11 protein-coding genes and 1 tRNA gene are annotated in these 13,329 nt (G+C 44.2%); 2 read left to right on the top strand and 10 right to left on the bottom strand.

Annotation, left to right across the window (positions count from 1 at the left end; all coding sequences use genetic code 11):
* Positions 1 to 446: 446 nt before the first annotated feature.
* The 3 genes from Q0546_RS09870 to Q0546_RS09860 all read right to left on the bottom strand — a co-directional run bounded on the left by Q0546_RS09870 (position 447) and on the right by Q0546_RS09860 (position 1,784).
* A tRNA-Leu gene (locus Q0546_RS09870) sits at positions 447 to 533 on the bottom strand.
* A 90-nt stretch (positions 534 to 623) separates the two neighbouring features.
* A complete protein-coding gene (locus tag Q0546_RS09865; RefSeq protein ID WP_002948071.1) occupies positions 624 to 926 on the bottom strand; it encodes an HU family DNA-binding protein in 303 nt (100 codons plus the stop codon).
* A 120-nt stretch (positions 927 to 1,046) separates the two neighbouring features.
* A complete protein-coding gene (locus tag Q0546_RS09860) occupies positions 1,047 to 1,784 on the bottom strand; it encodes a YaaA family protein (RefSeq protein ID WP_298792634.1) in 738 nt (245 codons plus the stop codon).
* Between the two features lie 120 nt (positions 1,785 to 1,904).
* Between Q0546_RS09860 and Q0546_RS09855 the strand changes: the two genes are divergently transcribed.
* Positions 1,905 to 4,151: a flagellin gene (locus Q0546_RS09855; protein WP_298792632.1), complete on the top strand. Its 2,247-nt coding sequence runs from the start codon at positions 1,905 to 1,907 to the stop codon at positions 4,149 to 4,151.
* Between the two features lie 178 nt (positions 4,152 to 4,329).
* Complete coding sequence (locus Q0546_RS09850; RefSeq protein WP_298792630.1) at positions 4,330 to 6,435, top strand: DNA translocase FtsK; 2,106 nt, start codon at positions 4,330 to 4,332, stop codon at positions 6,433 to 6,435.
* Positions 6,436 to 6,623: 188 nt separating this feature from the next.
* On the opposite strand, the gene Q0546_RS09845 is transcribed toward Q0546_RS09850, so the two are convergent.
* The 7 genes from Q0546_RS09845 to coaBC all read right to left on the bottom strand — a co-directional run bounded on the left by Q0546_RS09845 (position 6,624) and on the right by coaBC (position 13,257).
* A complete protein-coding gene (locus tag Q0546_RS09845; RefSeq protein ID WP_298792627.1) occupies positions 6,624 to 7,568 on the bottom strand; it encodes a DUF3137 domain-containing protein in 945 nt (314 codons plus the stop codon).
* Positions 7,565 to 8,521 carry a tRNA pseudouridine(38-40) synthase TruA gene (gene truA / locus Q0546_RS09840; RefSeq protein ID WP_298792625.1) on the bottom strand — a complete coding sequence of 319 codons (957 nt, stop codon included), beginning with the start codon at positions 8,519 to 8,521 and terminating at the stop codon, positions 7,565 to 7,567. Before truA ends, Q0546_RS09845 begins: the two co-directional genes overlap by 4 nt.
* Positions 8,522 to 9,547: an LptF/LptG family permease gene (locus Q0546_RS09835; protein WP_298792623.1), complete on the bottom strand. Its 1,026-nt coding sequence runs from the start codon at positions 9,545 to 9,547 to the stop codon at positions 8,522 to 8,524.
* The gene (locus tag Q0546_RS09830) at positions 9,540 to 10,361 is read right to left on the bottom strand and encodes an A24 family peptidase (protein ID WP_298792621.1); all 822 of its coding nucleotides are present in this window, start codon (positions 10,359 to 10,361) and stop codon (positions 9,540 to 9,542) included. The genes Q0546_RS09835 and Q0546_RS09830 overlap by 8 nt, the downstream gene beginning before the upstream one ends.
* Before the next feature lie 340 nt (positions 10,362 to 10,701).
* Positions 10,702 to 11,403, bottom strand: coding sequence for a polyprenyl diphosphate synthase (gene uppS, locus Q0546_RS09825; RefSeq protein ID WP_298792619.1), 702 nt, complete (start codon positions 11,401 to 11,403; stop codon positions 10,702 to 10,704).
* Between the two features lies 1 nt (position 11,404).
* Complete coding sequence (locus tag Q0546_RS09820; protein WP_298792617.1) at positions 11,405 to 12,085, bottom strand: hypothetical protein; 681 nt, start codon at positions 12,083 to 12,085, stop codon at positions 11,405 to 11,407.
* Positions 12,082 to 13,257 carry a bifunctional phosphopantothenoylcysteine decarboxylase/phosphopantothenate--cysteine ligase CoaBC gene (gene coaBC, locus Q0546_RS09815; RefSeq protein WP_298792615.1) on the bottom strand — a complete coding sequence of 392 codons (1,176 nt, stop codon included), beginning with the start codon at positions 13,255 to 13,257 and terminating at the stop codon, positions 12,082 to 12,084. Before coaBC ends, Q0546_RS09820 begins: the two co-directional genes overlap by 4 nt.
* Positions 13,258 to 13,329 lie beyond the last annotated feature (72 nt).

Raw genomic sequence — 13,329 nt, 5'->3', positions numbered from 1 at the left:
TCATTTGAGCGTCTCCGTTGTATAAATTTGCATCTCAATTTTAATAATATAAAGATAAAAAAGGCTGAAAAATGATTAAAAACTGCACTATACGCGTAGGCCGACGCGCCGACGTGTGCTTTAGATGGGTCGAGGGGACGAAATCCCTCGTCACAAGGGCGGGCTTCACTCGTCCGCGAAGTTAAAAGGAGCGTAGCGGGATGACAAAAAATACAACTATGACCTTTGGAATAGACCTAGAGTTGTGTAAACAATTTTGGCGACAATCAAAACATACATAAAATGGTTTTACGGTAGTTAAAACAAAATAGCATATGTGTTATGCTTTACTAAAAGCACAAAAATTACACTTTACCAGCTGGTAGTTGGTTTGGAATATTCTATTTTACTTTTTAAACATTATATATGTCGAGAATAGTGTATTTTTGGATATTTGTAAGTTTATATGGTGCCCGAGGTCGGACTCGAACCGACACAAGGTTGCCCTTACCAGATTTTGAGTCTGGCGCGTCTACCAGTTTCACCACTCGGGCTAATTAAAGAAGTGAGATTTTACCTTGAAAGATATAAAAAAGAGATTAAAAAACATGAAAGCCCAATCTTGAGCTTTCATGAAAGGGTGATTATTTCTTTTTGCCTTTTTTGCCTGCGCCTGCTACTACTGCTTCTTTTAATTTTTTGCCTACTTTAAATTTAACCGCTTTGCTAGCAGGAACATCGATAACTTTAGTGGTTCCAGGCACTCTTGCTTTTCTAGCGGCTCTTTCGGCAGTAGCGAATGTACCAAAGCCTATAAAGCTAATGCTATCGCCGTTTTTAAGAACCTCTTCGATAGTCTCTAGTGCGGCATCAACTACCTTTAGAGAATCTTTTTTAGAAAGACCGGCCTTGTCGGCAACAGCTTGAATAAAATCAGCTTTTTTCATAGAACCATCCTTAATAAGAAGTGATATGCGGGCATTTTACAACGTTTTTATAAAAAATACAATAGTTTTTAGCCGAAAATTTAACGATTTTTGCGCGAATTTGACTAAAAAGCTCGAATTTTAGACTATTTGCACCAAAAACTCGCTTTTTAGTCCAGTTTTTTTGATGTCTATAAGGCGCAAATTTTCTATATCGGTTTTGCAAAGTTCGCTAAAGTTTTTTACCCCGTTTTGCGCTACTTGCCTCAAAACTATCCCGCGGTATGCTTTGGCATAGTGACTGACGACTTTACCGTTTTTTAGAAATTTAAAGGTCGCAAATGGTTTTTGTATGCGGTAAAATTTCTCGTAAAACTCGGCTCTAAGGTCTAAAATATCGTCATCCCCCAGCCACTCATCTATCTCGTTGCTAAAATTTTGCCTATAAAATTCCTCCAAATTTAACCCGTCTATCCGCTCGCCTTGCTTTAGTTTGTATTCAGGCAGTGCATCCGCTGCCGTCACAGGACCGAATAAATTTGAAAAAATCAACGTATTTTTATCTATAAACTCCTGTGCCGCGCTATCAAGGTTGCGGTAATCAAGGTGTTTGTAGGCTACTCCGTCATATCGCAGGATTGCTTTTACCGCGCCTTTTTTAAAAAGGCTTTCTCGCAAACTCGGCTCATCGGTCAAATTTTTAATGCCGAAAAGTTTTGAGATTTTTTCAACGGTAGCCGTTTGCAAAAAATCATCGTAAATTTTTAAAATTTCATACCGTTTTTCATATAAATTTGGAAAAATAAAGGCGTTTTTATCTATAAATTTATTTGGACTTACGGCGGTTTTTGCTTCGCTCGGCGAAAAGAGTACTTTCATTTGTTCTCCTTAAATTTGGCAAAATCATATCTAAAACTAAATAAATTTTGAAATTTGACGATATAACGAGTGGAACTTTATTTGCTTGCAAGAGCTCAATTAAATTTAAGGAAAAATGCGATGAGAATGACAAATCAGCTGATGAAATTTACGAATAACTACGACTATCAGACCAATATGAAAGCGCTTTACAAGCTAAATACGCAAATTTCAAGCGGTCTAAAAATCCAAAATTCTTTTGAGGATAGTAGCGTCTATAACGACGGCATGAGGCTTGATTACGAGGTTGCGACGCTTGAGCAGGTGCAAACGGCGACGTCAAAGGCGCAACACTTTTCAAAAAATACAGATAAGGCTTTGGGTGAATTTAAGCAGCAGCTTGAAACTTTTAAAACAAAATTAGTTCAGGGTGCTAACGAAATCCACTCGCAAACATCGCGGGAAGCTATCGCAAACGACCTTCAGGGCATCAAAAATCACCTAGTAAACATCGCAAACACCTCGATCAACGGGCAGTTTTTATTTTCTGGAAGCGCGATAAATACAAAACCTATAAACGGCGATACGAATGAATATTTCGGCAATGCGCAAACTATGAAAGCTGTAGGCGGAGCTCAGGTAAATTTGACCTACAACCAAAACGGCCATGAGCTATTTTTGGGCAAGGATGGCGATTATAATAAAAAAGTCACCTCCAACACTATGCTAAAAGCTCAAAATTTGGACGACAGAAACAAGACCGTTTATATCGATAGCGAACACAAAATGCGCGATCTAATCGGCTTTAAATACGTAAAAGACGAAAAAACTCTAACCAATCAGGATTTTACCGGCACCGGCGTTAGGCAGTTTCAGGATACGACGTTTTTTTTGCAGGGTAAAAAGCCAAACGGCACTAGCTTTACGAGTAAATTTAAGATGACTTCGGACGCTTCGATAAACGACCTGTTAGAAAAAATCGGCACCGAATACGGCAACACTCCTACTAATAAAGTCGTCGAAGTAACGATAAATAACCAGGGTCAAATCAACGTAAAAGACCTAAGCAAGGGCAATCAGGTTATTGATTTTCACATGATAGCGGCGACGAAAAAAGTGGCAAATGCAGATGCTCTAGCGGGCGGTATAGCAGGAGCATCTAGTGCGTTTGACACTGTAGATAGCCTAACTAGCGGCGCAAATCCGCTCGAAGCCATGGTGCAGGCAAACCCAGACGACTATGAAATCACTGAATTCGTTAAGAGCAAATACGAAGACTTAGACGGCGCCGTTACAAATGCCTACGACTATGACAAGATAAACTTTAAACAAGAGGGCAGAAACCTAATAGGCACTGTATCGCAAGTAGAGCGTGGTAGCGGTAAATTTGCCGACGATAACACTACTCTAAGCCAAGTCGTGGGCTCAAAAGAGCTATATCCTGGCGAAAGAGACAAATATGATATAAACGACCAAGCCTTAAAAATGCAGATCAAATCTAAAAGCGGCGGAGATTATAAAGTGGACGTGATTTTCGGTAGCGCCGTACCGCCTGCAACATCAGGCAATGCTCAGGTAAGCATAACAAGGCCTGACGGCACCACATATACGACCGAGGTTTGGGATAGTTTTTACAACGACACCACAAACCCGCCGACCACCGAGGGTAGAGAAACGCAGTCAAAAAATATGACTTTTAGGCAGCTAAACGACATCATCGGTATGGTAGCTAGTGACAATGTTCCTGCGGGCGTCGGCGGTAGTGCCCAGGCTGATTATGTCGCCTACAAGCAAGCTATAGCAAAATCGCAAGGTAGCGTAGAGGCAAATATGGATCACCGCGGCCGCATAAAAGTAACCGACAAGCAAAACGCCGTAACTCCGATAAAAGTCGGAATTTATGACGAGGTAAATTCCGATCAGTTTTACGGAGATAGCACCGGCACGACGCCTGCAACCACGCAAGGAGACGGTTCACTATGGAGCTTTTCCGCAAACAATGGTATCGAGATAGATAGCCCGAGCGTGGATATTTTTGATGACCTGGATAGGATGATAGAGGCTGTAAGAAGCGGTCAATACCGCGCCGATAGTGAGAGCGAGCATCCGCGCAACTCCGGTATCCAAGGCGCGATCGAGAGGTTAGATCATATCGCCGATCACGTAAACAAAATCCGCACTAAAGTTGGAAATCAAACAAATACCCTAATACAGACCAACACGCAGGCTAGCGTCATGGAGGTAAACGTAAAAACCGTCAAGGCCGATATCACAAACGCCGACTACGGCGAAACCTATATGAATCTCATGCAAAAAATGATGTCGTATCAGGCGATGCTGCAGTCCGTGGCTAAGATAAACCAGCTTTCGTTATTAAACTATATGTAAAAACTCGCTATAATCTACCGTTTTATTAAAGTTTCGTTATCAAAGCGGGCGGAGCGAAAATGGAGTCAAATTTTGATAAATTTGGCCCAAATTTCGCGCTCTCGCAAATTTAAATTTACTAAATTTAAAAGGACGCGCCATTTTAAGAGAATCGGTTTTAGTCGTAGTCGTTTGTTTTTTGATATTTTTCGGGATCGCCACTATCGCGCCTGCGGCAAATTTCGTCGGTAGTTTTGGCAACGCGATAGGACTTTGGAACTTCAAACTTTTCGGCTTTATAGCTTACGTTTACCCTTTTGTTTTTATATTTTTCGCGTATTATATTTACAAATATTTTAACGGCTTTAACGCCGAATTTGTCCAGACGGCGCTCGGAGCGACGCTGCTGTTTTTAGCGTTTTTGATGTTTCAATCAGGCGCGGACGCTAGCTACGGCGGACTGGTCGCAAACAGCATAAATGATGCGCTAAAAGACGTCGCCGGCGTGATAGGCATGTGGGTATTTATCTTGATGCTTTTTGTTTTGAGTTTTGGTCTCATCGCGCAAGATAACATCATAGCTATCCTAAAAAAGGCTTTTGTAGAACCTAGCGCCAATGAAGATAAATTTGAAAACCCAGCCGAGATTAAGCAAAAATCGCAAAAAAAACCTAGACAAATCAAAAAGCCTAAAGCTCAAAGCGAGTCAAATTTGAGCGAGGAAAACGGCGAAAAGCTAGAGGATGAAGACGAGCCGGACGACGAAGACGATGCGCAGGATGAAAGCGAGTCAAATTTAGAAGAAAAAAGCACTACTATAAACGGCGTCGAAATTTTAAACGAAGTCGCCGAAAATAAAAAACTGCTCGAACAAATGGAAAAAGGCAAGGTTGAAAAACCTAAGGATTTCGCGCTGCCGCCGCTTAAATTTTTAGCCGATCCGCCGAGGCGCTCAAACAGCGTAAACGAAGTCGAAATCGATCAAAAGATCTCCGATCTGCTCGATAAACTGCGCAAATTTAAAATAGACGGCGACGTCGTGCGCACCTATACGGGTCCGATCGTCACGACGTTTGAGTTTCGTCAGGCGCCGCACATCAAGGTGAGTAAAATTTTAACCCTGCAAGACGACCTCGCGATGGCTCTGCGCGCTCAGACTATACGCATCCAGGCGCCGATACCGGGCAAAGACGTCGTAGGCATCGAGGTGCCGAATCAAAATATCGAAACGATCTATCTAAAAGAAATTTTAGATAGCGAAGTTTTTAAAAACTCGAGCAGTCCGCTAACCATCGCGCTAGGCAAGGATATCGTCGGCGCGCCTTTTATCACCGATCTAAAAAAGCTGCCTCACCTACTAATCGCGGGCACGACGGGATCCGGCAAGAGCGTAGGCATAAATGCGATGTTACTAAGTCTGCTATATCGCAACAGCCCGCAGACGCTGCGCCTGATGATGATAGATCCAAAAATGCTCGAGTTTAGTATCTATAACGACATCCCACACCTACTCACGCCCGTCATCACGCAGGCTAAGCAGGCCATAACCGCACTATCAAACATGGTCGCCGAGATGGAGCGCCGCTACAAGATCATGAGCCACACGCGCACCAAAAATATCGAAAGCTACAACGAAAAGATGAAAGAGGAGGGCGGCGAGCAGTTCCCGTACATCGTCGTGATCATCGATGAGCTGGCTGATCTCATGATGACTAGCGGCAAGGATGTGGAGCTATACATCGGGCGTCTGGCACAGATGGCTAGGGCCAGCGGCATACATCTCATCGTAGCCACCCAGCGCCCGAGCGTAGACGTCGTGACGGGGCTCATAAAGGCAAATTTGCCTAGCCGTATCAGCTACCGCGTCGGCCAGCGCATCGATAGTAAGGTAATCCTAGATCAAATGGGCGCTGAGAGCTTGCTAGGACGCGGCGATATGCTGTTTACGCCTCCTGGAAGCCCGGGCGTCATCAGGCTGCACGCGCCGTTTGCTAGTGAAAAAGAGATCGACACGATAGTAAATTTCCTAAAAGCGCAGCAAGAAGTGGTCTACGACGAGAGATTTTTAGCTGAGGAGGGCGCTAGCGGCGGTGCGGGCACAGGCTCCGGCGCCGTAGCTAGCGAGCTAGACGAGCTGTATGAAGAGGCTAAAGAGATCGTGCTAAGCGAGCAAAAAACCTCGATCAGCTACCTCCAAAGACGCCTAAAAATCGGCTACAACCGCGCCGCTACGATCATCGAACAGATGGAGCAAATGGGCGTGCTAAGCCCGATGAACGCAAAAGGGCAGAGGGATATTTTGTAAATGCTGGCTGTATTTATTTTTAGATTAGCGTCATTAAATTTGAGAATAGGCGTCCTTTGCGAGTGACCCGCTTTGCACGGCATTACAAAGTTTTTGCGCGTTTAGCTAAAATCTATATTTAAATTTCCGACTGAATTTACGGTCAAATTTTAAGCTCGTCGTTGGCGAAATTTACTGCCGAAGCAAAATTATTTATAAACGTCAAGGCTTAAATTTAACTCGTCTATGACGCGTAATAGCCGCAAGACTTCGTCTTTTATGGCCTGTGCATCAGAAAGGCTTAGCGGCGGGTCTAATAGTGAACTTTCAAAACGGTTTTTTGCACCGTTTAAAAAGAGATAGAATTTATTGTCCATAAACGCCGCGCTTAGCGATACGGCACTGTCAAAACCCTGCTTAACCTCGCGTAGGCGTTGCATAAAACCGGGGCTTAAAAGATAGCGCGCTTCTATTTTGTCGTCGGTAAATACGCGAAATTCGTTGTTAAACTCCGTATCATCAAGTACCTCTTTTTCGCCAGATATTTTCGTATTTAGCACCTTCTTATCGGCTAGTATCGTTTGTCCTTTGAAATTTTTATAAAACTCGCAGACTAGTACTGTACCGTTAAAGTCCATATATTCGTCGTATATGACTTTGCTTACTCTCAAAAGCGCCAGATAAGGGTTTTTTGAGCCGTTTGAGTCATATGTTTTTTCTACTTTTATAGCCTCGCTTAATTGAAATTTGACATTAGCATAAGTACCGCTTATTTGGTCTTCGCCGTAAAAATTTACGCGCCTATATATTCCGCTTTTATAAAATTCGTTTGCGCTGATGCCTTTTTGAGGCTCGTATGTAAAATTGCTATCTATATCGGCAATTACCGTGCTAACAAAAACATTTTTGTAGAAGCTTCTATACTCTTCCAGCGTTTTTTCTACTTTTGGAATCCTCGGCGTGACGTATATTGGGATGACTGCAAATAAAAGAAAGAATATTTCAAAGCGTCGCTCCATAATAATAAAAATTAGTATTGGTGTGACAAATGTCGTTATAGTCATAAATGTAGCGTATTTTTTGACTATTTTTTTACACTCATTTTGCTTTTGCGTTACGGCGTCGATGGCTTCTTTTATTTTTGGATTTATCATTCGTAAAACACTCGGTTTAGATAAAGGCCGTTTGGCGGCGCGGGGATGCGCGTGAGCGGCTTTTGCTCGTAGATAGCCTGGTGTAAAAGCTCTTTTGCTTTGAGGAAATTTGTATCTCGGCAGTTGTTTGCGACTTCGTTTAAATTTGAGTTTTTAGCGTCAAATTTTGAGGCGACGCAAACCGCATGTTCGGCGGTTAAATTTGCGCCTTCGTGGCTTTTCGTCAGGATATTATCGTGGCTGTTTTTGTTTAAATTTGCTCTCAAATTTGCCGCCTCTGGGCACTCAAATTTAAACTCCTGTGCCTGCGTTTGTCTAAATTTACCGTTTTTTGCAAGCTCCAGCGCCTTTAAAACGCTAGCGACCATGAGGCGAACCTGGGCGCGCAAAAAGCCGTTTGCTTTAAAAACGATGATCGACCGCTCGCCGCGCGCGTAACAAAAAGCCTTTGAGATGCGCCGCACTGGACTTTTGATATCGCTGCCAAGCTTCATAAACGCGCTAAAATCGTGCTCTCCGACAAAAAGCGCGAGTAGTTCGTTTGCTAAATTTAGGTCAAATTTTGGTAAAAAAGTCTCGTAAGACGATAAAAAAGGAGAAAACTCGCCGTGATTGATGACGTATCGATATGCGCGCGCCGTAGCGTAGTAGCGCGGGTGAAAGTCGTCTTTAACGCGGCTTATAAATTTGACGTGAACGGCCGGGTGGGCGTGGCGGTTGATGAGAGCTTTTAGACGCGTAAAGTCCTTAAAATGCTCGCCGCACTCGACGCAGGCTACTTGGTTGTTTGCGTGCACGCCCTTGTCTGTGCGCGAGCTAGAGATTATCTTGCTAAAAATACCCACGTGCGCTAGAGCAGCGCCCAGAGCGTCCTCGACGCCGTTTTCGTGCGGCTGTGTCTGCGAGCCTTGAAATTTCGACCCATCGTAGCTAAAAACGAGTTTAAGCCGCACTTAGTATCTTTTTAAAATTTTAGCCCTAAAGCTAAAAATCGAGGCAATGAAAAATAGCGAAAATATCGCCGCAATCGCGATAAAAACGCGCGAGCTAAAGAGCATAATGAGTGTAAAATACCCGAATAGCACGCCAAATATCCCAAAATACACAAAACCTTTTTCGTAGCGGTAGGTTACGATACCAAGGCTCAAAGCAAAAAGCGTCGTAGCTAGCGGAAAAAGCGCGATGAGAACGTAGGTTGCGAAGTCTTTGGCGCGCTTTTTATCCTCGCTCATTGCCTGCCAATACTGCACAAACGACTTCGTCTGCGCGACGCTGTCCTCTTGGACGGTGCTGATTTTCATCGTGCCAAAGTCTGTTTTATGCCACGAGGCGTCTCTGATATCGTAAATTTTGCCGTCTGATAGCGTAAACTCAAGCACGGCGTTGTTGTTGGTTAGTCGAGCGTTTTTAGCAAGGACGAATCGGTGCGCGCCTTCTTTTGGCGAATAAAGCGTCACGCCCTCGTAAAGAGTACCGTTTTCGTCGTTTTTTTCGTTTTGGATGAAGACCATCCAGTCGGAAAATTTTTGCCCAAATTCGGTTGTTTTCAAATTTAGCTTGGCGACGGTTTTTTTGTACGAGACGAAATTTGAGTTTAGCTCTGCGGCCGTAGGGATCAGCACTATCGCGGTGACGATGAGAAAGGCCGAAACCGCGCCGCTAACGATGAGGAAAAATTTAGCGATCCTAACTGGTGAATATCCGAGCGTAAAAAGCACGATGCTCTCGTTTTCGCGCGAAAGTCTGAAAAACATGAGCGCAAGCGATGCGAAAAACGCGATAGGTACGGTAAAAAGCAACACTCTAGGCAGCATAAACATATAGAGTTTAAAAAGCTCTATAAACGTAATCTCGATGTATGATGTGATACGCGCTATCTGGATGAAAAACACGATCGACATTATGAGAAAAAGCGTCGCAAATAGCGATGCAAACGTACTTAGGAAGTTTGAGAAAAGATAACGCGCCGTCCTATCCATAAATCAGCCCTAAGATGTAGATAAACTGCTCCTTAAACGCATAAACTATAAGCGTAGCAAGGCTCAAAAACGGCACGAAAGGCAGCTCGTATCCGCGCTTTCGCACGATGACGTAGGCTGGCAGCGTCAGTAGCGCCGAGACATAGATCGCCATGAGGCCAAGCTTGATACCTAGTATCGCACCCATAACGCCCGCTATAAAAATATCCGCAGAGCCCATGGCTTCGCGCTTAAGAGCTAGGCTGACGACAGCGCGCAGTAGCCAAAATGCAAACATAAAAATCGCGGCGTTTATAAACGAATCAAAGGCGCGCAAAAGCTCATCAGAGTCAAAAGAGGCGGGTAGATTAAAACCGTAAAGTAGCGAAAATGCGACGCTGGCAAAAAGCAGAGAATCCGGAACAGCCTTGTAACGAAAGTCGATCAGACTAAGCGCTAGCAGCAAGATAAAGCAGACGCCAAGCATCGCCGCCTTAAAAATCGCGGCGTAAAAATCGTCCGCAAGAGGCTCTAGTCCGTGCGTTTCAACGCAATACGCAAGCACGCAAAGCAGGGCGCTAGCGAGTTCTACGAGCGGATACTGAAAGCTGATTTTTTCGCCGCAAAACGCGCATTTGCCGCGCAAAAACAGCCACGCAAAAATCGGGATGTTATGATACGGTTTTAGCGGAGTTTTGCAGCTTTGGCAGTGCGAGGCGGGGAAATTTATGCTCTCGCCGCGCGGTATGCGGTAGATCAGGACGTTGCTAAAGCTGCCGACTACGGCGCCCAAGATAAAAAATAATAAAATAAAAAATACAACGGCAAAAATCATAACTCTCCTAATTTAATTTATAATGCATTTGGCTGCTGCGATTGTTTTGAGCTAGCGGCGACGTTTTTAGGCAATATTTGCGCAAATTTGCCGCGCTGATTTGAACTAAAATTTGACTCGTTATTTGCGCCGCAAAAAGCATAAAAACAGAAATTTAAAGGCGATTTTAGCGAAATATTGCCTTGAATGATTTTAAATTTAAAGATTTCGGTTCAAAATTTATGCAAAACGGCCTTGCGGCAAGGCTTTTATTTGTCAAATTTAAAGGCACTTTTTTAGCGAGCGAATCAAATAAAACGACGTAAATTTAAAAGATAGCGGCAGTCAAAAACATCAAATTTTAAAGCCCGCCAAACCTTCTATCTTTTTTCTTAAATTTTGCCGTTATCAAGGCTAGCTCCTCGCGCGTAAAATCGGGCCAAAGCGTAGGCGTAAAGGCAAACTCGGCGTATGAAGCCTGCCAAAGCATAAAATTTGACAGTCTCTGCTCGCCGCCGGTGCGCACGAGAAGGTCGATGGGCGCGGGCTCATCGAGGCACTTTTGCAAGCTATCTTCGTTCAAATTTAAAGCTAGTATTTCGGAGTCAAATTCGCCGCCGTTTTTTTCGCAAAATCTCCTAAAAGCTCTTAAAATTTCATCTTTTGCGCCGTAGTTTAGGGCTAAATTTAGCTTTAACCGCGAGTTTTGTGCAGTTGCGTTTTTGATCTCCTCGATCTCGTTTTTTAGCTTATCGCTTAGCGGGTTTTCGTCGCCTATGACGTTAAATTTGATACCGTTTTTGATAAAACTCTCGCGTTTTGAGAGCAAAAATTTATGTAAAAGCTCCATCAAAAACGCGACTTCGCTCTTCGGGCGCTTCCAGTTTTCGGTGCTAAATGCATAAAGGCTCAGCACCGCCACGCCTTCGTCGATACAAAACTCGCACATCTGCTCCACGACGTTTGCGCCAGTTTCGTGCCCTTTGGTGCGTAGCAAACCGCGGCGTTTGGCCCATCTGCCGTTGCCGTCCATGATGATAGCGAGGTGATTTAGCTCGTTCATTTTAGCCCTTAAAATCAATTATTTTGCCGCTTGGATCAAAGAAAGCGGCGATGTTTTGAGTCGTTTGTGTTTCGCAGCTAAACTCGTCTCGCAATAGCCTGGCAACCTTGTCAAACGGCGTTTGCGCGCTGATTATTTGAGCGCCTTTTAGCGTAAAAATAATCGGAGCAAAATTTGAAAAAACAAGGTAAATTTGACTCGTTTTAGCGCCATCAAATTTCATCTGAAAAACGCCTTTTATGCCGTTATAAACAAACGAAATATTAATGATATTTTTTTGTAGCGCAAGTATCATTTGAGCTAGATTTTCAAACGATTCCCGCGAGTCTGCCGTACTAAGACCGTTAAATATATATTCATAAAACCAGTTTAGATCGGGCTCGCTTATCAGTCTTTCTATTAGCGCTAGCCCATCAGGTGCGGCGTAGGCTAAATTTGGCTTTTTAAAAAGATTTCTTATCACGATATTTTCTGTGCCGCTTGCGATCTCGCCCCAGTATTCGCCCTCCACGTCGAGGCTTTTCATGCTTTTTGTACTCAGGATTTTGTTGCCCATTTTGAGATTGTAGCGATTGTAGCCCGTCTTTTCGGCGACTTTGATGCTGATTGGCAGACTCGCGTTTAGAGCCGTGCCCGCGCCGCCGCTTGCGATTTTTTGCACTCGTGAGACGGGATTTATCATAGCTTGCTTGCTAAATTTACGATTTGCCGCGCCGCGTCATCTTTAGATGTTAGCGCGATATTTTGCGCGTCACGGGTCGTTATAAAGGCGATTTGCGTGCTATCCGAACCGAAATTTATATCGCCGCCAAGCATGTTTAGGCAAACGGCGTCGAGGCTCTTTTTCTCAAGCATATTTTTTGCGTTTCGCATGGCGTTTGCGCCGTCCGTTTCCATTTTAAAGCCGATTTTCTTTACGTTTTTAAAATCTGCCAAAGAGCCCAAAACATCGCCGTTTTGCGCTAGCTCTAGCGTCCAAATTTCGCCTAAGTTTTGCTTTTTTAGCTTGCCTTCAAATTTGGTTTTTGGAACGTAATCGCTAACCGCAGCAGCCATCGCGAGTAAATTTGCGTCCGTCAAATTTGCGTGCAGCAGCTCTTTTAGCTCCGCCGAGCTTTGAAATTTGAGCGTTTTATAGGGCGCGTTTGTCGTCTCAAAGCTGGCTATCAGCGTCACGTCCGCACCCGCGTAGTAAAATGCGTCAGCAAGCGCCCGCGACATCTTGCCGCTGGATAGATTCGTCACGGCTCTTACGTCATCGATCTTTTCGCTCGTGGCGCCGCCCGTGACGATCACTTTTTGCCCTTTAAATTTGGGTTCAGCGAGCATCCTTTTGGTTTCGTAGATGATCGTAGAAACGTCTGCCAGTGCGCCTTTGCCCGTATCGCCGCAGGCTAGGGTTTTTTCTAACGGCTCGATAAATCTCGCGCCGTTTGCCGCTAAAAACTCGAAATTTTTGCGCGTAGAGAAGTGGTTTAGCATTTTATCGTTGGCTGCGGGCGCGATGAGTAAGGGAGCCGGGCTCGCGATCAGAGTCTGCATAAATACGTTGTCGCAAATGCCGCTTGCAAGCTTGTTTATCGTATTTACGCTAGCAGGTGCGATCAAGATGAGATCGGTTTTGGCGTAGGCGATGTGGTTTAGTCCGTCCTGCCAGCTCTCCGTGCGCGAGGTTAAAATTTTATGCTCGCACAGCGCTTCAAAGCCCGCTTCAGAGCAAAATTTAAGCGCTCCTTCACTAAGCATAACCCGCACGTCCGCGCCCTCTTTTTTTAGCGCGGATAAAATTTCATAAGCTTTATAAAACGCGATACTGCCGCAAACTGCGAGCAAAATTTTTTTATTTTTTAGCATTTTCGTCGCTTTTTGCGTCGTTAAAGAATTTATGAAAAAATCCTTCTTTATTTACCTGTTTCGTGCGGCTGA

Source organism: uncultured Campylobacter sp. (assembly GCF_937997465.1).
GTDB lineage: Bacteria > Campylobacterota > Campylobacteria > Campylobacterales > Campylobacteraceae > Campylobacter_A.
The sequence above is the reverse complement of the archived record's forward strand: the minus strand, read 5'-3'. Positions and strand labels throughout refer to the sequence as shown.

Bases quoted from the DNA above. Each gene is read 5' to 3' on its own strand.
- Q0546_RS09865 (WP_002948071.1), bottom strand. From the start codon at position 926: ATGAAAAAAGCTGATTTTATTCAAGCTGTTGCCGACAAGGCCGGTCTT.
- Q0546_RS09860 (WP_298792634.1), bottom strand. From the start codon at position 1,784: ATGAAAGTACTCTTTTCGCCGAGCGAAGCAAAAACCGCCGTAAGTCCA.
- Q0546_RS09855 (WP_298792632.1), top strand. From the start codon at position 1,905: ATGAGAATGACAAATCAGCTGATGAAATTTACGAATAACTACGACTAT.
- Q0546_RS09845 (WP_298792627.1), bottom strand. From the start codon at position 7,568: ATGATAAATCCAAAAATAAAAGAAGCCATCGACGCCGTAACGCAAAAG.
- Q0546_RS09835 (WP_298792623.1), bottom strand. From the start codon at position 9,547: ATGGATAGGACGGCGCGTTATCTTTTCTCAAACTTCCTAAGTACGTTT.
- Q0546_RS09830 (WP_298792621.1), bottom strand. From the start codon at position 10,361: ATGATTTTTGCCGTTGTATTTTTTATTTTATTATTTTTTATCTTGGGC.
- uppS (WP_298792619.1), bottom strand. From the start codon at position 11,403: ATGAACGAGCTAAATCACCTCGCTATCATCATGGACGGCAACGGCAGA.
- Q0546_RS09820 (WP_298792617.1), bottom strand. From the start codon at position 12,085: ATGATAAATCCCGTCTCACGAGTGCAAAAAATCGCAAGCGGCGGCGCG.
- coaBC (WP_298792615.1), bottom strand. From the start codon at position 13,257: ATGCTAAAAAATAAAAAAATTTTGCTCGCAGTTTGCGGCAGTATCGCG.